Consider the following 18,081-nt stretch of genomic DNA (forward strand, 5'->3'; position numbering starts at 1 on the left):
GCCGACCACGGCTGCCTGACCGGGCGGACGCTCACGACGGCCGCGGGCACGACCGCCGTGGCCGCCTTCCTCGGCGCCGGCAGCGCGGCGGCCCTGCCCGCCCAGTCGCCCCCGCGCAATCCCGCCCCGGCAGTGGCCCCGTCCGCAGCGCGCGGCGCGGACTTCGACCGCGGCCTCGCCGTCGCCCGGGCCCTGCTCGTCCTCGACGACGACGGCCGGCCCCTCGTCCCCGGCTACCGGCGCGTTCTCAAGGACGGCCTGCCCCGCACCCGGACGGCCGGGGCCAAGAAGGTTCTCGTCATCGGGGCGGGCCCGGCCGGCCTCGTCACGGCGTGGCTGCTCCAGCGCGCCGGACACCACGTGACCGTCCTGGAGGCCAACGGCAACCGGGTCGGCGGGCGCATCAAGACGTTCCGCCGCGGTGGCCACGAGAAGGCGGCGCAGCCCTTCGCCGACCCGCGTCAGTACGCCGAGGCCGGCGCGATGCGGCTGCCCGGCAGCCACCCGCTGGTGATGGACCTCATCGGCCAACTGGGCCTGAAGAAGCGGCCGTTCTACTACGTCGACGTGGACGGGCAGGGACGGCCTGCCGCGCACACCTGGATCCACGTCAACGGCGTGCGCATGCGCCGCGCCGACTACGCCCGCGCCCCCCGGCGCATCAACCGCTCCTTCGGCGTCCCGCGCGCCCACTGGGACACCCCGGCCGCGGCCATCCTGCGCTCGGTCCTCGACCCGGTGCGCGACGAGTTCAGCACGCTCGGACCCGACGGCAAGCGCACCGACAAGCCGCTGCCCGAACGCATCCAGGGCTGGGCCAAGGTGATCCAGCGCTTCGGCGACTGGTCGATGTTCCGCTTCCTGACCGAGCACGCCGGCCTGGACGAGCGGACGGTCGACCTGATCGGCACCGTCGAGAACCTCACCTCACGGCTGCCGCTGTCCTTCGTGCACAGCTTCATCGGGTCCTCCCTGATCAGCCCGGACACCGCGTTCTGGGAGCTGGAGGGCGGCACGGCCGTCCTGCCCGACGCCCTGCTGGCCAAGGTCCGCGACACCGTGCGGTTCGACCGGCGGGTGACCCGGATCGAGTACTACGACCCCGACCGGGCCGGCAGCGACACCCGGCACGTACGCGCCCGGGGACCACACGTCTGGGTGGACACCGTCTCCGAGGGACGGGCCGGCCCGGTCGTGCGCGAGCAGTTCACGGCGGACGCGGCCGTGGTGACCGTGCCCTTCTCCGGCCTGCGGCACGTGCAGGTCAGCCCGCCGATGTCGTACACCAAGCGCCGGGCGGTCACCGAACTGCACTACGACTGCGCGACCAAGGTGCTGCTGGAGTTCAGCCGCCGCTGGTGGGAGTTCGACGAGGCCGACTGGAAGCGGGAGCTGGGCCGCATCGACCCCGGGCTGTACGACGCCTACCGCGCCGGACGCACCCCGGGCGACGGCAGCCTGCTCGGCGCCCACCCGTCCGTCCCGTCCGGCCACATCACGGCCGGCCAGCGCACCCACTACGCCGCGAACCGCGCCGTAACCCGTGACCAGCCGGCCGCGGTCGACGTCGTCGGTGGCGGCTCGGTCTCGGACAACGCCAACCGGTTCATGTACCAGCCGTCCCACCCGGTGCCCGGCAGCGCCGGCGGGGTGGTCCTGGCGTCCTACAGCTGGGCGGACGACGCCCTGCGTTGGGACTCCCTCGACGACGAGGCCCGCTACCCGTACGCCCTGGGCGGGCTCCAGGAGGTGTACGGCCAGCGGATCGAGGTCTTCTACACCGGCGCCGGCCGCACCCAGAGCTGGATGCGCGACCCGTACGCCTACGGCGAGGCGTCCGTGCTGCTGCCCGGCCAGCACACGGAGCTGCTCACGTCCATCCCGGCCCCCGAGGGGCCGCTGCACTTCGCGGGCGACCACACCTCCGTGAAACCGGCGTGGATCGAGGGAGCACTGGAGTCCGCCGTGCGCGCCGCCCTGGAGATCCACTCGGCGTGAACCGCGCCGGGCGCCGCTCCCCTTACGAGGGGGCGGCGTCCGGCGTCCCGGGACAGCACACCTAGGGTGTAGGCCCAGTTATGGGAGCGGCAGGCCAGGGCTTCGGCGTAGTCGTGTGATCCCGTGGGATCACACGGCCGCAGGCCGGACGCGTCTCCCTGATCTGGCGCGCGGCGGATGCAGGTGTCCGGTCATGGGCCGCCAGAGTCGTCGAAGAGCGCGATGCGGACGGTGATGCGCTTGCCCACCGGCTCCCGCCGCACCTCGAAACCCTGCGCGACGGCCATCACGATCTCCAGGCCGTGCTGGCCCACCCTCCCCACGTCGGCGGCCCGGGCCATCGGCAACACCGGACCGCAGTCCCACACCACCACCTCCACCACATCGCCGACAACCCGCACATCAAGCAGCACCGGGCCCGGCGCGTACTTGAGGGAGTTGGTGACCAGCTCACTGACCACCAGCCGGGTCAGGTCCATGGCACGCTGCGAAACCGGCAGGCTGTACACGCTCTGAACGTGGGCGAGGAAGTCCCCGGCGTGCCGGCGGGCATCGGCTATGGACGTACTGTCCCCTTCCAGCGCCACCGTGGTCTGTAGGGCCTGCTCCCCGGGCACCGGGGCGTTCTCACTCACTGAAGCTGATTGCATCGCGGTCCACCTTTACCCCGTACACACCTCACGCGTACCCGCAGCACAGGCTTTACGCCTTCGACATGAAGGCATTGCCCACCCTGTCCATGGGCAGCACTGCAGGTGAAGGCGCTGGTGTGCCAGGATCACCCACATGACTGGGGACGAGATGCCAGACACCGGACAAGCGGCGCAGCCAGGCCATTTGTCGATCGTGGACACCACCAGCGCGGGCATCCGCATCCTTGCTCTCGCCGGTGAGATCGACGACGACACAGGCGAGAAGCTCCGTCAGGCGCTGGACGTCTCCGGCACGCCGCGGCCCCGCCTCGTGCTCGACATGCAGCGGGTCACCTTCATGGACTCCACCGGCATCAACATCCTCATCACCGCCCACCAGACCGTCACCGCCGCCGGCGGCTGGCTCCGCCTGGCCGCACCTACCAGCCCCGTGCAGCGCATCATCCAGATCGTCGGCGTCGACACCCTCATCGACTGCTATCCCACCCTCCGCGAAGCGCTCAGCCACTGAGCTGTAAACAGTGGCCGCATCACGGATGTACCCCGGCAACCACGATGTCCGGCAGCAACCTGAGCCGCTCCGCTCACATATGCCTGCCGGCTGCCCATGAGGGCATGCAGGCGGCTGCGGCCAGCGCGGTGCCGGGGGTGTGATCAAGCACTGCGTGACTGGCCTGCGGCCGTCTTCTTCCCTGCGGCCGACTTCCTCCCTGCGGCCGGTCTGCGACCGCGCCAACGGTCGCAGGAGCGGTCGCGGTCGATGGCCGCGGGCTCAGGCTGTCGGCCGTCGGCGCACGCCAAGCCGTACGGGGAGGCGGGAGCTCCGGCGGTCTCGTTCCAACACTGCCCGAAGTCGCACCAAGCCGGGGCGCCGTGCGGCCTGTCGGCGGAGGGTGAAATGGACACCCCCTGTGTACTGCGCCGCCAGGTTGTAGAAGAAGGCGATGATCGTTGCCATGGCCGTTCCCAGGACCGTTCCCACCAGCACGGTGACGGAGAGGAGGGTCAGACCCCACATGAGCGAGGGACCTGGCTGCCCCGGGTCCACCGCATCGGTCACGACCCACGAAAGACAGGCGGCCACGGCCAGGGCCAGCCCCACCCCGAAAGACACCAGGGCGCCGGTCAGAGCCACGGACCACGGATCGATCTCCGCTACGCGCAGTCGTGCCACGGCGGCCGGGGACGGCCCAGGGGAAGGGGGCGGCGATGCCTGACCGGTATCAACGGGCGCATCCACACGGACGTGCTGTATGGGTGGCGTGCGCTCAGGCGGCAGTGAGACTGGCGCGCTGTCGTCCGGAGCCTGCGCCGTCTCGGCGCTAGTGCCGCCGGCTCCAGCCGTGTCAGCTCCGGCACCGCCGGCCACGGGCACGGGCACGGTGGAACGGCTCTGGCTGTTCGGCCCTTGGCGCCGTCCTCCCGGGGTTCTCCCCCGCTGAGTGCGGGCGCGTTTGTCGCGAGCACTCTTGGCCCGGCCCATGCTGCTCTCCTCACCTGTCAACGAGACTGCCTGAAACCGATGGCCGCACATGCCGGACGCCGACCCTCGAAGCGTCACCCAGCGTGAAGCACCGCGCCATGATCGGCTCGGACGTTGGCACCACTCGCAGCGGACAGCGCCAAGTGGGCGATGTCCCCTCAGCGGACAGAACCGACGGTAGGCGTGCGCCCCGAACCCTGCATCCTGGGTGTCCACCGCAGCAGCAGCTCAACGACCGACGCCCCCTGACGGATCGGACGAACGCGCTCTGCCGGAATCGCGGCGGCAGAACATGGGCAGTCGCTGTGCCGTCGTCGCCAGCTGGCCGACGCGTTCGCGACCGCGCCCGGCGAGCATCACGGCTGCCATGCGACCGTATGGAGGTACAGGCGCCAGGGCCGAGACGGGGCCCGTTTGTCACTCCAACGGCCCACGTCGGGCGGTGCACTCCCTGCGGGCAGGGTCTGCTGGGAGCCGAAAGGCATCCCACTCAAGGAGGCCGATCATGTACGAGATGCGTCCAGGACCCGACCGGCCCGGCACCACCGTGGTGTGGCACGTCATCGCCAAACAGACAGCCATCGCCCTGTGCGGACAGCAACTCGCTGACCATATGCATGCCTCACAGGCCGAGCAGGCGCGGCACTGCCCCGCATGCATGGCCGCCTTCGCCCAACTCATGGCCGTAGCTCCGCTCGTGGAAACTTCGTGACTCCGCTTCTGTCCCCCTCACGGAGGGACGGCCCGGTGTTCGGCGCCCGCCGGACGGGGCTTCGGCGCCCGTCACCGTCCCGGCCAGCGAACCTGTCGTGGGGCAGATAACCAGGCGACGGATGCGGTGATCAGCCATGTCTGTCGGGCGGCGGGCAGGGAATCTGTGTGCAGGCTGCTATCAGGACGCCGGCCCCGGATGTCGCCGCCGTGGTGAGGCTCTGTCCGACAGCTCGTCGCGCAGGTTGGCCACGAGCCTGCCCGGAGCCCAGCGCGGCGACGGCCCCGTCAAAGGACGCATGCGACGGAAACCTGCCGGGACACCCTGCTCAGTCCCCGTCTGCTTGCGGATCTGCGCGAACGCTGCCGAGGTCGACCGGGTCGGCGGTGATGTGCGCAAGGGCGTCCTGGAGTCGGCGGACGGCGTCCTCCGCTTCCGTGTATTCCTCAGGCCTCGGAAGGACAGTGCCGAAGGTGCCACCGCGGTCAGCCGGCAGGGCACGCCAGCGCAGGATCGGTTCGAGCGCGTTAAGGGCGCCGGAGAGAAACCAGGCCAGACGGCCGTGTGTACGCGCGAGGGCGATGGCCAGGACGGCGAGAGTTTCCCGCAGGTGTTCGAGCCGCTTGATCTGCGGCAGAGCCTCCTGGACGTCCCGCGGGCCGACAACATCGCGCAGACCGGCCTCGGTCTCCCGCGCGAGTGTCCGGTCGCTCGGCGCCAATCTCCATACCCGGTCGTGGATCTGCTGTTCAGCTTCCCCGACCAGCACCGCGACACTGCTCCGCATGTCCATGCGGATCACCCTAATGAACCGGCACCGCCACCCGACAGATCCTCCTGGCCTTGGCGTCATCCGGGGTGGACTGCCCGAAGGTGATGCGGTGGCACGCACCGGCTCCCGGGAACGGTCACCGACGCCAAGCGGACCTGGGACGCCTTGAACGAGTACAGCATGAGCGCCTGCCCGCCCCAAGAACGGCCGTAGTCGAATCAGCCGTGCCACCCGCCGCCGATCCCCCAACCGGATCACCCCATGACCATGTGGAGAAACTAAGCCCAGTGCCCGCAGGAGCAGTGGAGAAACCAGGGAAATCGACTGTGTGTTCTGGCATTCGCCGGGCACGAGGAGCGACGGAGGTTGATAACTATGGTTCCCCTGCTTGTAGTTCTTCTGCTGGCTCTGCTTCTCTTCGGCGCGGGTTTCGCGGTGAAGGCACTGTGGTGGCTCGCGGTCATCGTGCTGGTCGTCTGGCTGCTGGGCTTCGTCATGCGCTCCGCCGGCACGGGCGGACGCAAGGGCCGCTGGTATCGCTGGTAGCACGCCAAGCAGCGCACATGCCTGTGGCTCCGGATTCCCCCGGAGCCACAGGCATGTGGCGGATTAGGACAGCTCTGCGGTAAAGCGGTGTAACAGCCACCTGCCCGGGAACCGGGCCTCATAGCTGGGGCCCGGTGAGCAGTGGAACCTGCGCCTCCAAATCACCGGACCCCAGCCACCCCGGCATAGCGCACCGTGCCACGATGCTCTGCCCGCTCCTGGCGCTGCCGCAGGTGTACCCCGCCGGCCCCGGGCGACGGGATGTGGCCCAGGCCGGGCCCGCCGTCCCGCGGCATCACCTCGTGCAGCGGGTCTGGAAAGCGGAGTCAGTGGTGGCGGCCACGGCCCTGGTGGTGTCGGCACCCGCCCCAGGAAGCGTCATCGACGAAGCGGCCGTGGTCGTTGCGCAAGGTCGCGGTGCCGGCGTAGTTGTCCCACACGTAGTTGCGGCGGTCCATGTAGAGGCCGGTGCCTGGCTTACTTCGAGGTGCCCGACCTCACGACCCGCACCTCTCCGGCCGGTATGCGCAACTCTCCACCGACCGGCTCGTCTGTGAGCATCTCCCGGCCCCGCGCCGTAACGATCGCGTCTTCGTCCGCGTGGTTGACGAAGAAGGTGAAGGCTTCCTCGTCGTTGCGGCGCACGAGCACTTCGAGCCCTTTCGGCATGTCCGACAGTTCGGTGGGGCGTATCAGAGAACGGGCGACGTCGAGCAGCGCATCGCTGTCGAGTCCGGCCGAGACGTAGACCACACGGCCTCCGGTCCCGAGCGCACGGGAGGTGATCGCTGGATGGCCGTTGAGGTCGCCGCCGCTGTAGCGGGCGATCACGTCGGCGTCGCGCATGCGGACGAGTTCGGTCCACTCGGTGCCGGACCAACCGTTGTCGAGGGTGAACGTCTCGCCCTCTTGCAGGGGCCGGAACTCCTCGCACCAGGCGCCCAGGAGTTCACGGAACGCCCCGGGGTATCCGCCGGGCCTCACCTGGTCGTGCTCGTCCACGATCCCCGAGAGGAAGCCGAGCACGACCGTGCCGCCGGCCTCGGCGAAGGCACTCACGCGCGCCGCGGTGTCACCGTCGGTCAGGAAGAGTCCGGGCACCACGAGCACCTCGCAGCCGGTGAAGTCGGACCATGGCGAGAGGATTTCGATGCTCTCGTTCAGCCGCCAGAACGCGTGATGCCAGTCCCGGACGATGCGTCCGTACGCGAGGTGGTTGTTCGGTTTGACTCCCTTCGCCATCGCCCAGCCCGCCTCGTCGTCGAAGAGGATGCCGACGCGGGCCTGCGGCGTGCGTGAGCCCATGACCGGGGCGAGGCGCCGCAGGTACTCGCCCAGTTTGCACACGTCGCGGTAGAGGGCGGTGTCCTCACCGGCGTGGGGAACCATGGCCGAGTGGAACTGTTCCGCTCCGGCCAGGGAGGCGCGCCACTGGAAGAACAGGATGCCGTCGGAGCCGTGACCCACGTGGCTCAGGCTGTTGCGGATCATCTCTCCCGGCGCCTTGGCGCGGTTGCGCGGCTGCCAGCTGACGGCGCTGGTCGAGTGTTCCATGAGCATCCATGGGCGGCGTTGTGTCGTCATGGCCCGCATGCGGTCGCCTGAGAAGGCGACGTCCTGCTCGGGCAGCGGGTCGGGTGAGCGCGTGTAGTGGTCGTTCGCGACGATGTCCATGTGGGGTGCCCACCGGGGGTAGTCGACGACGTCGGGCTCGGCGCCCGCCATGAAGTTCGTCGTGACGGGCAGGGCGGGGGTGACGCTCTTGAGCACGTCGCGCTCGGCGAGGTAGTGCGCCAGGAGCTCGTCCGAGGAGAAGCGGTCGAAGTCCAGGACGAGGGACGGGTTCTTCGCGTCGTTGCCGCGGGGCGGCAGGATGTGCGCGAAGTCGCGGTAGGTGTGACCCCAGAAGGCGGTTCCCCATGCCTTGTTCAGCGCTTCGAGGGTTCCGTACTTGTGTCGAAGCCAGTCGCGGAACGCCGCCGCCGACGCGTCGCAGTAGCAGCGGCCGTTGCCGCCGCCCAGTTCGTTGCTGACGTGCCACATGACGACGTGTTCACGGTGGCCGTAGCGGTCGGCGAGCGCTCGGACCATGCGGAGCGCGTAGGCGCGGAAGACCGGGCTGCTCGGGCACCAGCCGAGCCGGGCGCCGGGCCAGTGCGGCTGCATGTCGTGGTCGACGGGGCGGATCTCGGGATGTGCCGCCAGCAGCCAGCCCGGGGGCGCGGCCGTCGGGGTGGCGAGGTCGATGGCGATGCCGTTGCTCGCCAGGAGGTCGACGATCTCGTCCATCCACTCCCAGTCGTACTCTCCGTCCGCGACTTCGATGAGGCCCCAGGAGAAGATGCCGAGGGAGACGAGGTTGACCCCTGCCTGGGTCATCAGGCGGACGTCTTCCTTCCATACGTCCCTGTCCCACTGTTCGGGGTTGTAGTCGGCTCCATAGCTCAGCCCGCGTGTGGGCCAGGCGTTGTCGACGTGGGACCAAGTCATCCTTTGACTCCTCCAGCGATGAGGTCGAGGCGCCAGAACCGTTGCAGGAACAGCACCAGGGCAATGAGGGGGACGATCGCGAGCGCGGCGCCGGTGATGGCGAGCGTGTACAGCGACGGCGAGCCGGAGCCGCGCTCGAGCAGGGAGTTCAACCCGACCGTGAGAGGGAAGGTCCGGGTGTTGGAGAGCATGATGTACGGCAGCAGGAAGTTGTTCCAGATGCCGACGAACTGCAGCAGGAACACCGTCACCATGCCCGGCGCCATCAGGGGGAGCACGACGCTGCGGAAGATCCGCCACTCGCCGGCGCCGTCGATCCGGGCGGCTTCGAGCATCTGCGCCGGGATGGCGCTCGCGGCGTACACCCGGCACAGATAGATACCGAACGGGCTGAGGATGCTCGGGAGGAGCACCGACCACTGGGTGCCGGCCAGGTGCAGGTCGGACAGCAGCAGGTACTGCGGTACGGCCAGGGTGATGCCCGGGATGAGCAGTCCTCCGAGGATGGCGGCGAAGAAGATCCGGCCGCCTCTGAAGTCGAACTTCGCCAGGGCGTAGCCGGCGGAGGCCGACACGAGCGTCGACAGGACGCCTCCCACGCCCGCGTACAGGAGCGAGTTGAGCGCCCACAGTCCGTAGGCGCCGCCGTCGTAGGAGAACAGGTCGCCGAGATTGTCGAGCAGACCCGTGCCGGGGACGAAGGTGAAGGAGTCGAACAGCTCGCCGGGGGCCTTGCTGGCAGCGACGAACACCCAGGCCACGGGGAGGAGGCAGTAGAGCGCCCCCGCCACCATGATGAGCGTGGGAACGATCTTGGTTCGTTCGTGCGTCCTCTCGGTGATCGCGCTCATCGCATACCCCGCCTCGTCGAGACGCGGACCAACGCCAGGACTGCGATCGACACCAGCGCGGTACCGAGGGCGAGGACGATCGACGCCGCCGCCGCGTCATGGAGATCGTCGAGCGCGAACGCGTCCTGGTAGATCGACATGAGCGGCACCCACGTGTTGGAGATGGTGTTCGTCAGAGGTTTGAGCATCAGCGGCTCGCCGTAGAGCTGGAGAGTCCCCAGCAGCGCGAAGATCGCGGTCAGCAGCAGCGCCGGGCCGACCAGCGGCACCTTGACGCGGAGGGCGATCTGGATCTCGTTGGCCCCGTCCAGGCGCGCCGCCTCGATCAGCTCGTGGGGAATGCTGCGCAACGCCGTGTAGATGACGAGCATGTTGAATCCCGTGCCGCCCCAGATGGAGATGTTGGCGAGCGAGCCGTAGATTCCGTTCGGCCCGAGGAAGGGGATGTCCCCCCACCCGAGGGACCGAGTGACGTACGAGAACGGGCTCGTCCCCGCCAGATACATGAACCCCCACATCAGCGCGGCCACGACGCCGGGCACGGCGTAGGGGATGAAGATCGCCGTGCGCCCGAAGCGCCGCAGTTTCACCCCCGGCGCGTCCAGCAGCAGAGCGAACAGCAGCGCGAGGCCCAGGGTCAACGGCACGGCGATGACCCCGTAGAGCGCCAGATGTCGCAGGCCGGCGATCAGTTGGGAGTCGTGGAAGACCGAGACGTAGTTGTCGAACCAGACGAACACCGTGGAGCGGGTGCCGAGGGCGCCACCGCCGGTCCGCCGCTGGGCGTAGAAACTGGAGCCGAGTGCGTACACCACAGGGATCACCGTGAACACGGTGTACAGCACCATGGCGGGTGCGCTGAACAGGTACGGCGCGATGCTGCGGCGACGACGGCGACGAGTCGGCGGCGGAGCGGCCGCCGTCACTGACCTGATGTCCTTGTCGGCAACGGCTGTGTTGGTCATGCGGATGCCCTCTCTGACGCTCTGCGCTTTCCTTCAGTCCACCGCCCTATCCCTCGCGCACCTTGAATCCCTGCTTCTTCAGGTCCTTCACGACGGCTTTCTGCGTGACGGTCAGAACGTCAGCCCATGAAGTGCCGTTGTGGACGGCCGCGTTCATCGCGTCCGTGAATGCGGTGGCTGCGACATCGGTGTTCGGGCCCCAGGTCACCGGGCGGGTGTGCTTGGCGATCTCTGCGACGACCTTGTAGTAGTCGGTCTGCTGCGGCATGAGAGCCGGGGGCTTCTGCGCAGTTGCGGCCTTTTGGCCTGCCAGAGCGGCGGGGTAGCCGTTTTGCACGTTGAGGATCATCTTCGCGCCCTGGTCACTGGCGTTGAGCCATTTCGCGAATTCCGCTGCCTGCTTGGGGTGCTTGGACTTGGAGGTGACGATGATCGAGGAGCCGCCCTGGAAGGAGACGGTCGGGTCGTTGACGTTCCACCGGGGCAGGGGGGCGAGGGCCCACTTGCCGGCGGTCTTCGGCGCCACGCCGTAGACGACACCGGGGGCCCAGGCGGCGGAGGGCCAGGAGAGCATCGTGCCGTTGTTCAGCTGCTGGTTGTACGTCGGCGTCAGAATCGGGTCGGCAGCGATGAGCCCGTCCTTGAACATTCCCTGGAAGAAGTCCATCACCTTGCGGGAGTTCGCGCCGTCGATGTTGACGGTCCACTTGTCTCCGTCGACCGACCACCAGTCGTCGCCGGCCTGTGCCGCCACCGCGGCGTACCAGCCCCAACCGTCGGTGCTCAGCGAGGCCATCGTGAGCTTGGGGTCGCGGGCCTTGATCCTGGCGGCCGCCTTCCGGTAGTCCTCCCACGTCACAGGCGCCTTGATGCCGTACTTGTCGAAGACGTCCTTGCGGTAGAGCAGCGCCATGGGACCGACGTCCTGCGGCAGCCCGTACGTCCGTCCACTGAAGGTCGTCTGCGCCCACGACCCGGCCGAATAGTTCTTCCGTACGTCGGCGACGTAGTCGGTGATGTCCAGCGGGGCACCGGCGACGATCATGCGAGGCAGCGACGTGTTCTCCACCAGGGCGAGATCGGGCGCGTTGCCCGCGCGGATCGCGGCCAGCAGCTTGGCGGACGACTGCTCGCCACCGCCGGCGTCGGTGTGGACCACTTTGATGTCCGGATGCGTGCGGTTGAATTCCTTGACTTCCTGTGCACTTCCGGGCGCCCACGCCCAGTACTGCAGGGTGACCTTCCCGTCGGAGGAGGTGGAGGTGCCCGCGCCGGAGCAGGCGGAAGCGAGGAGTGCGGTAGCGGCTGCGGCGGCCAGAGCAGCCGCGAGCTTGCGGAACTTGCTGGTGCGCATGAGTCTCCCTTGACTCGGAGCGGACTCGGTCTCTCGCGGCGACGAGCATCACTCGCGTCAGCAGAGTTTGTCAATGGAGGTGACAAACCCTTGTGCCTCGTCCGCACAGCAGACGTTTTCCGCCAGCGCCTCATGCACTTCGGGGCACAGACGACGTTGGAGCGACCGGCTCAGCGGTGGTCGACCACCGCGCTCGGCGCAGGAACCGCCCGGTATCGAGGCCGACGACGGGCTGATGACGGCCTGGTCCGGGGTGCGCCTCTGTGGAAGGAAAGGGCGGCCATGCTGCGAAGAGGTCGTCTGCACCACCACGCACGGCAGTGGCCGCGGTAACAAGCGGCGTTCGACCAGGCCCGGTCGGCTCAGCGGGCGGCCGCCCGGCCGCAGACCGCGGTGACGTCTGGCGCGGCTTGTGCGGTGAGCGGGCACCCCGCAAAGTCCGGCGGCGCACAGGCAGCTGCTGCCGGCAGGGCATGACGGCCGACACCGGGACGGCGCGTCACCGGACGCAGAGACCGGAGGAACCTCCCCGAGGACACAGCGGACAGGCGGCGTCGAACAGGGGACGCGCGCAGCAATGTCCGACGGGCAGGCCGGCGTGCCAAGCCTCCGGCGTCGGCTGTCTGCGTGGTCGACAACCCTCTGCCGGAAGCTTCACTTCACCAGCACTTCAGGACCAACCCCTCGCCTTGCCGAGGCGAGGGTGCCCCTCAGTGGTCGTACTCGGCGAGGCGTCGGTACAGCGCCAGCCCGGCGGCCGCGCGTGCCCATTCGAGGAAGTCGAACACCGTGACCTCGATGACCGGCGGTTCCGGCACGGTGTACACGGACCGCATCCCCTCGTCGAAGTACTCGGTACGGGAATCGAGGAGCAACGGACTGTCCCCCGTCAGGATCACCTTGTCGGGATCAAGCAGATTCAGGATGTGCCCGGCTGCCACGCCGATCCCATGGGCAGCGCGCGCCAGCCGCTCACACGCCGTCCGCTCCCCCGCCGCGGCTCGGCCGATGACGTCGTCGAGCGTCTGCGCGTCGGCGACATCGTTCACGATCGAGGTCGTGGAGCTTTCCGCCCACAAGCAGCCGCGATGTCCCAGGGGGCACTTCGCGCCGTCATTCGCGACCTGGACGTGGGAGAACCTGCCCGCCCTGCCGTGCGCACCCTGGATGATCTTGCGGTCGGCGACCAGCCCGAACCCGATGTCCCGCCCGAGGGAGATGAGGGCCATGCTGTCCTGGCCCTCGGCCAGGCGCGGCCATTGCTCGAACGCCGTGAGGGCGATGATGTCGTCCTCGGCCCATACCGGTATGCCGAAATCCTGCTCCCATTCCGACCGGATCGCCTCGGGCGCCACGGCCTGGAGACCGACCCCTTCCTCGGCTCCGTCGATCCGCTCAACCGATCCGCACACGGCCAGAGCCGCCACGCGCAGGCCGTCGGCCTTCGCCTCGGCCAGCCAGGTGCGGCATTGCGCGCCGACGACGGACGGGTCCAGTTCGGCGACGGGCTGGCGCCGCTCCCAGACCACCTTGTTCGTCAGATCGATCCCCGCGGCGACCAGTTCACCCGCACGGACATGTACGCCGAGGAAGTGGAAGAGGTCGGTCCTGGCGAGGAGCATGTCGGCGGGCCGTCCCGTGCTGGCCCTCTGTTCCCTGCCCCCTTCGAAGATGAGACCCGCGGCCTCGAGATCGCGTGCGATCGCCGTCATCCGGGTGCGGGACAGGCCGAGCGCTTTCGCCACCTCGCTCTTGGAGAGCCCACCGTTCCACAGGATGCGGTTGTACGCCGACTGCGTCGTCGGATGCAGCCGTGGCCATCCGGGGCCGGCCCCGGTGGGCGATGCGGGGTCGTCAGGTGCGCTTGTCATGAATCCATCCAACACACTCTCGGTATCGGCGCGCCATGGCGCGCTCACGCAACACAGGGTTCATTTTCGAGGCCACGCAACGTCGGCATCAATCACTGCGAGCGTACGGATCGCCGGACGGCCGCGGGATGCTTCGATTCTGACCTCGACCTTGTCGACGACGCGCGGGGCAAAGCGCAGAATCCGCTGGTAGCCGACCGAATTCGCCTCGGCGAGCACCCGATCACTTCCGTCGGACACCCCGATCACCACCACACGCTCGAGGCGCTGGCCCTGGGTGATGTCCTCGCGGATGACCACGGCGCCCACCTCGGTGGGATCACCGAAAACGAGCGAGGCGGTCGGCACGGCATCGAACACCTCCGGACGCCACACGTACGGTGCCGCCGCATCGGCGGCCAGGCGCGTGAGGACGGACCGGTCAGCCACGGACTCGCCCGACCCTGTGCGCGGGGCCCCGGACGACAGCTCGATGTCCGCGTCCAGCACTCCGTTTCGCCACGCCCGGACGCGTTCGCCCAGCCCCGTCAGGGCGGCAACGTCGGGAGCGGCCAACCGCCCGCGGGCATCGGGCGGCACGTTGAGCAGCAGGCACGCGTTGCCGCCGACCGCATCGCACCACAGGTCGAAGAGTCCGCCGGCGGAGCGAACGGAGTTGTCCTCGTTCTGGTGGTAGAACCACCCCGGTCGAATGGACGTGTTCACCTCGGCGGGATACCACACGAGGTCATCGAGGCGGCCGGCGAGAGCCACGCGGCTGCCCAAGTCCTCTTCGTCGCTTCGGACGAGCCGCGAAAAGGCCCCGTCGTCGGCATGCTGCGACCGATCGGCGACGCGTTCGACGTCGCGCAGCGCGGCGGGTACGACGCTCCATTCGTCAGGGCGGGTGTGTCCGGCCTCGTTCCCGCACCACCGGACGTCCGGGCCGCAGACCGAGATCACGGCTCCGGGTTGCAGCCGTCGTACGACTGCGTAGTAGCGCTCCCAGTCGTACTCCTGGTGCGCGCCATCGGGGCCCTCGCCGTTGGCTCCGTCGAACCAGACCGAGAAGATCTCGCCGTACTCGGACAGCAGCTCCTCCAGCTGGCGCACGAAGAAGTCGTCGTACGCCTTCCCCGAGCCGTACGACGCCTCCGTGCGGTCCCACGGCGAGAGGTAGATCCCGAACTTCAGACCGTGGCGCCGCGCCGCATCGGCCGCGAGCCGCACGAGGTCGCCCTTTCCCTCCTGCCACGGGGAGGCGGCGACCGAGTGCGCGGTCACCCGAGAGGGCCACAGGCAGAAGCCGTCGTGGTGCTTGGCCGTGAGGATGGCACCTGTCATCCCCGCCGCTGCGATCACCGACATCCAGTGATCGACGTCGAGGTCGGACGGGTCGAACAGGGCAGGGTCCTCGCCTCCCAGACCCCACTCGCGATCCGTCATCGTGTTCATGCCGAAGTGGATGAAGGCGTAGAACTCCATCGCCTGCCACGCCACCTGTCTCGCGCTGGGCCTCACCTCGGTCAGCGCCCGGATCTCGTCGACCGCATCGACGGCGTCGACGGCACGCGAAGGAGGCAGGATGTCATCGGTCATGCGAGTCGTCCCGTTCGTAGTTGATGACATGTTTGTCACCTCGGTTTACAAACTGAGACCCTATCCTTCTGTCGAACCGTTGGTCCATACGGCCTCCACGCTCGGACCGTCACGTCACGGCGACTGCCAGGGATGCGGGTGCCCGCGCCAAGGGACCGGTGCCGATGCCGGAACAACGCTTCGGGGTCAAGGTGACGCAGGCGACCAGCGCGCGCAGTGAGTGGGGTCGGCCGGGACCCCCGGTAGGCGCATTGGCGTGACCACAAGAGCGGTCCGCATCCTCGTAGCGGCGACCGCACGGCGACGCCTCCTGGGACCTGAGCAGCCTGCTGAACCCGTACGGTCTCGTGTCGAACGGCCGTTGAGAGCGGAGGGTCGCCGAGGGCGGCGACCGCGATGCCGAGCCGGGCAACGGCGATCGCGTCGAATGCCGGGCGGGTGGCGCGGATGCCATAGAGCGTTGTGTCGCTGAGCTCATTGTTGAAGCGCTTCGACAGCGCAAGACTGTTCTGAGAGGCGGTCACCACTCTGCCGCACAGGGGGGTTCTTTTTTCCAAGCCCCTTGCTTTGCGCCAAACCCACCGTTACCTTCACCAACTCAGTGAAGCGCTTCGACGCTCCGTGCCCGAGGAGCCCTTATGACAACTCGTAGGATCACCGGCCGCTTGGGCAGTCTTGCCTTCGGCGGGGACTACAACCCCGAACAGTGGGACGAGAGGGTGTGGAAGGAGGACGACACGCTCATGCGTCGGGCCAGGGTCAACCTGGCCACACTCGGAGTCTTCTCCTGGGCCCTGCTCGAACCCGAACAAGGACGCTACGACTTCACCTGGCTCGACGCCCACATCGAACGCCTCCACGCGAACGGCGTGGCCGTCGACCTCGCCACGCCGACGGCCTCCCCGCCGCCCTGGTTCAGCCTGGCCCACCCCGACGCGCTTCCGGTCACCTCTGACGGCACCCGCCTCACCCACGGCAGCCGCGACACGTACTGTCTCACCGCGCCCGCCTACCGCAACGCGGCCCGCCGGATCGCCTCCGCCCTGGCCGAGCGGTACGGCGACCATCCCGCCCTCGCGCTGTGGCACGTGCACAACGAGTACGGCACGCTCTGCTGGTGCGACCACACGGCCGCAGCTTTCCGGGACTGGTTGCGCGCCCGCCACGGCTCACTCGACGCCCTCAACGAGGCCTGGGGAACAGCCTTCTGGAGCCAGCACTACACCTCTTGGGAACAGGTGCTGCCGCCCCGCGCCACGCAATGGCACAAGAACCCCGGCCAGGCACTGGACTTCCACCGCTTCTGGTCCGGCGAGATCATCGCCGCCTTCTGCGAGCAGCGCGACGCGATCCGCGAGCACAGCGACCGGCCGGTGACCACCAACCTGATGCTGCCCGCGTACCAGAACGTCGACCTGTGGGCCTTCGCCCGCGAACTCGACGTCGTCACCTCCGACCAGTACCCGAGCGCCCCCAGCCTGGACGCCGCTGCCGACGCCGCTTTCCATGCCGACCGCACCCGTTCGCTGGCCGACGGCCGCCCCTGGCTGCTGATGGAACAGGGCACCAACACCGTCTACGACGGCGACCGGGTGCTCGGCAAGGAGCCCGGGGAGATCCTGCGGCACACCCTCGCCCACATCGCGCGCGGTTCGGAGGGCGCCCTGTTCTTCCAGTGGCGGCAGTCCCGGACCGGCGCGGAGACCTGGCATTCGGCGATGGTCCCGCACGCCGGGCCCGACAGCCGGATCTTCCGCGAGGTCACACAGACCGGCGAGGCGGTCGCCCGGCTGGGCGAGCTGGCGGGGTCGATCGTCACCGCGCCGGTGGCCGTGCTGCACGACCCGGACGCCTGGTGGGCGCTCGGCGTGGACGGTCTGCCCTCCTCCCGCCTCGACTACCACGCGGCGCTCCTGCGGACCCACCGGGCGCTGTGGGACGCCGGCGTCACCGTCGACTTCGCCCACCCGGAGCACGAGTTGAACCGCTATCGGCTCGTCATCGCCCCGGCCCTCTTCCTTCTTTCCGACGCGGGGGCGGAAAGCCTGCGCCGCTACGTCGCCGACGGCGGGACCCTCCTCGTCCAGCACGCGAGCGGATACGTCGACGACCGCATGCACGCCCGCCTCGGCGGCTATCCCGCCGCACCGCTGCGCGAGGCGCTGGGCATCCGCGTCGAGGAGTACCGGCCGCTGCGGACGGACGAGCGGATCACCCTGTCGGACGGATCGTCCGGCACGGTGTGGAGCGAGTCCCTGCGCTGCGAGGGCGCGCAAACGCTCGCCACCTACACCCACGGCATGCTCACGGGCAGACCCGCCCTCACCCGGCACCACTTCGGCACCGGACAGGGCTGGTACCTCTCCACCCGCCTGGATGACGCCGACTACGGCACCCTTGTCGACCGCCTGCTGGAACAAACCGGCGTCCAGCCGGAACTGCCGGATCAGCCGACCGGCGTCGAAGTCGTCACCCGGCACGCACCCGACGGCCGGCGCTGGCAATTCCTGATCAACCACCGCGCCGACGCCGTGCCCCTGCCGGCCCCCGTCCACGACCTCCTGACCGGCACCCTCGCACACGAAGTACCGCCCGGAGGAAGCGCGGTACTGCGCAGGCCGTGACCGCCCGAAGCGTGCGCGTGAGAGGCTGGCTTGGCCGTCGCCCGCGAAGCAGATCCGGGTGGTGCCCGCAGTGGGAGATCAGCTGGCAGCGCTGCTACCGGCTCACCCACGCCCACGTGCAGGCCGGCGGCGCGCGCCCGGCCCGGACGGGCGCGCGCCGCCGGCCTGCACGTGGGCGTGGGTG

14 protein-coding genes and 1 pseudogene are annotated in these 18,081 nt (G+C 69.1%); 5 read left to right on the top strand and 10 right to left on the bottom strand.

Features of this window, described 5'->3' with window-relative positions; genetic code table 11:
* The first annotated feature begins 57 nt into the window (after positions 1 to 57).
* On the top strand, positions 58 to 1,998 hold the full coding sequence (locus AOJ26_RS12700; protein WP_420713221.1) for a flavin monoamine oxidase family protein: 1,941 nt from the start codon (positions 58 to 60) through the stop codon (positions 1,996 to 1,998).
* Positions 1,999 to 2,189: 191 nt separating this feature from the next.
* On the opposite strand, the gene AOJ26_RS12705 is transcribed toward AOJ26_RS12700, so the two are convergent.
* Positions 2,190 to 2,648 carry an ATP-binding protein gene (locus AOJ26_RS12705; protein WP_053848363.1) on the bottom strand — a complete coding sequence of 153 codons (459 nt, stop codon included), beginning with the start codon at positions 2,646 to 2,648 and terminating at the stop codon, positions 2,190 to 2,192.
* A 136-nt stretch (positions 2,649 to 2,784) separates the two neighbouring features.
* Here AOJ26_RS12705 and AOJ26_RS12710 point away from each other — a divergent pair, with 136 nt between their 5' ends.
* Positions 2,785 to 3,162, top strand: a complete 378-nt coding sequence (locus AOJ26_RS12710; RefSeq protein WP_234358540.1) for an STAS domain-containing protein — start codon at positions 2,785 to 2,787, stop codon at positions 3,160 to 3,162.
* A gap of 261 nt (positions 3,163 to 3,423) precedes the next feature.
* Here AOJ26_RS12710 and AOJ26_RS45205 read toward each other — a convergent pair whose 3' ends face one another.
* Complete coding sequence (locus tag AOJ26_RS45205; RefSeq protein ID WP_078959868.1) at positions 3,424 to 4,185, bottom strand: DUF3566 domain-containing protein; 762 nt, start codon at positions 4,183 to 4,185, stop codon at positions 3,424 to 3,426.
* Positions 4,186 to 4,639: 454 nt separating this feature from the next.
* On the opposite strand from AOJ26_RS45205, the gene AOJ26_RS12720 reads away from it, so the two are divergent.
* A complete protein-coding gene (locus AOJ26_RS12720; RefSeq protein WP_053848365.1) occupies positions 4,640 to 4,846 on the top strand; it encodes a hypothetical protein in 207 nt (68 codons plus the stop codon).
* 328 nt (positions 4,847 to 5,174) lie between these two features.
* Here AOJ26_RS12720 and AOJ26_RS12725 read toward each other — a convergent pair whose 3' ends face one another.
* Entirely contained in the window at positions 5,175 to 5,639 is a 465-nt protein-coding gene (locus AOJ26_RS12725) for a hypothetical protein (protein WP_053848374.1), read from the bottom strand.
* A gap of 354 nt (positions 5,640 to 5,993) precedes the next feature.
* Here AOJ26_RS12725 and AOJ26_RS12730 point away from each other — a divergent pair, with 354 nt between their 5' ends.
* Positions 5,994 to 6,164 (top strand): hypothetical protein, encoded by a 171-nt coding sequence (locus AOJ26_RS12730; RefSeq protein WP_053848366.1) that lies wholly within the window; start codon positions 5,994 to 5,996, stop codon positions 6,162 to 6,164.
* A gap of 326 nt (positions 6,165 to 6,490) precedes the next feature.
* On the opposite strand, the pseudogene AOJ26_RS44355 reads toward AOJ26_RS12730, so the two are convergent.
* The 7 genes and pseudogenes from AOJ26_RS44355 to AOJ26_RS12760 form a co-directional block, all read right to left on the bottom strand.
* Positions 6,491 to 6,628 (bottom strand): annotated as a pseudogene (locus tag AOJ26_RS44355) (lamin tail domain-containing protein); the annotation flags it as partial.
* Positions 6,629 to 6,641: 13 nt separating this feature from the next.
* Positions 6,642 to 8,654 carry a beta-galactosidase gene (locus AOJ26_RS12735; protein ID WP_053848367.1) on the bottom strand — a complete coding sequence of 671 codons (2,013 nt, stop codon included), beginning with the start codon at positions 8,652 to 8,654 and terminating at the stop codon, positions 6,642 to 6,644.
* Positions 8,651 to 9,505 (bottom strand): carbohydrate ABC transporter permease, encoded by an 855-nt coding sequence (locus AOJ26_RS12740; RefSeq protein WP_053848368.1) that lies wholly within the window; start codon positions 9,503 to 9,505, stop codon positions 8,651 to 8,653. Before AOJ26_RS12740 ends, AOJ26_RS12735 begins: the two co-directional genes overlap by 4 nt.
* The gene (locus tag AOJ26_RS12745) at positions 9,502 to 10,470 is read right to left on the bottom strand and encodes a carbohydrate ABC transporter permease (RefSeq protein ID WP_078959870.1); all 969 of its coding nucleotides are present in this window, start codon (positions 10,468 to 10,470) and stop codon (positions 9,502 to 9,504) included. The genes AOJ26_RS12740 and AOJ26_RS12745 overlap by 4 nt, the downstream gene beginning before the upstream one ends.
* Before the next feature lie 46 nt (positions 10,471 to 10,516).
* The gene (locus AOJ26_RS12750) at positions 10,517 to 11,824 is read right to left on the bottom strand and encodes an ABC transporter substrate-binding protein (RefSeq protein ID WP_053848369.1); all 1,308 of its coding nucleotides are present in this window, start codon (positions 11,822 to 11,824) and stop codon (positions 10,517 to 10,519) included.
* A gap of 710 nt (positions 11,825 to 12,534) precedes the next feature.
* Positions 12,535 to 13,743: an ROK family transcriptional regulator gene (locus tag AOJ26_RS12755; RefSeq protein ID WP_143663532.1), complete on the bottom strand. Its 1,209-nt coding sequence runs from the start codon at positions 13,741 to 13,743 to the stop codon at positions 12,535 to 12,537.
* Between the two features lie 12 nt (positions 13,744 to 13,755).
* Positions 13,756 to 15,273: an alpha-L-fucosidase gene (locus tag AOJ26_RS12760; RefSeq protein WP_053848371.1), complete on the bottom strand. Its 1,518-nt coding sequence runs from the start codon at positions 15,271 to 15,273 to the stop codon at positions 13,756 to 13,758.
* A 638-nt stretch (positions 15,274 to 15,911) separates the two neighbouring features.
* Between AOJ26_RS12760 and AOJ26_RS12765 the strand changes: the two genes are divergently transcribed.
* A complete protein-coding gene (locus AOJ26_RS12765; RefSeq protein ID WP_053848372.1) occupies positions 15,912 to 17,897 on the top strand; it encodes a beta-galactosidase in 1,986 nt (661 codons plus the stop codon).
* The last annotated feature ends 184 nt before the right edge of the window (positions 17,898 to 18,081 follow it).

It is taken from the genome of Streptomyces sp. NRRL B-24085 (assembly GCF_001282115.1).
GTDB lineage: Bacteria > Actinomycetota > Actinomycetes > Streptomycetales > Streptomycetaceae > Streptomyces.

Bases quoted from the DNA above. Each gene is read 5' to 3' on its own strand.
- AOJ26_RS12705 (WP_053848363.1), bottom strand. From the start codon at position 2,648: ATGCAATCAGCTTCAGTGAGTGAGAACGCCCCGGTGCCCGGGGAGCAG.
- AOJ26_RS12710 (WP_234358540.1), top strand. From the start codon at position 2,785: ATGACTGGGGACGAGATGCCAGACACCGGACAAGCGGCGCAGCCAGGC.
- AOJ26_RS45205 (WP_078959868.1), bottom strand. From the start codon at position 4,185: ATGTGCGGCCATCGGTTTCAGGCAGTCTCGTTGACAGGTGAGGAGAGC.
- AOJ26_RS12720 (WP_053848365.1), top strand. From the start codon at position 4,640: ATGTACGAGATGCGTCCAGGACCCGACCGGCCCGGCACCACCGTGGTG.
- AOJ26_RS12725 (WP_053848374.1), bottom strand. From the start codon at position 5,639: ATGGACATGCGGAGCAGTGTCGCGGTGCTGGTCGGGGAAGCTGAACAG.
- AOJ26_RS12730 (WP_053848366.1), top strand. From the start codon at position 5,994: ATGGTTCCCCTGCTTGTAGTTCTTCTGCTGGCTCTGCTTCTCTTCGGC.
- AOJ26_RS12735 (WP_053848367.1), bottom strand. From the start codon at position 8,654: ATGACTTGGTCCCACGTCGACAACGCCTGGCCCACACGCGGGCTGAGC.
- AOJ26_RS12740 (WP_053848368.1), bottom strand. From the start codon at position 9,505: ATGAGCGCGATCACCGAGAGGACGCACGAACGAACCAAGATCGTTCCC.
- AOJ26_RS12745 (WP_078959870.1), bottom strand. From the start codon at position 10,470: ATGACCAACACAGCCGTTGCCGACAAGGACATCAGGTCAGTGACGGCG.
- AOJ26_RS12750 (WP_053848369.1), bottom strand. From the start codon at position 11,824: ATGCGCACCAGCAAGTTCCGCAAGCTCGCGGCTGCTCTGGCCGCCGCA.
- AOJ26_RS12760 (WP_053848371.1), bottom strand. From the start codon at position 15,273: ATGACCGATGACATCCTGCCTCCTTCGCGTGCCGTCGACGCCGTCGAT.
- AOJ26_RS12765 (WP_053848372.1), top strand. From the start codon at position 15,912: ATGACAACTCGTAGGATCACCGGCCGCTTGGGCAGTCTTGCCTTCGGC.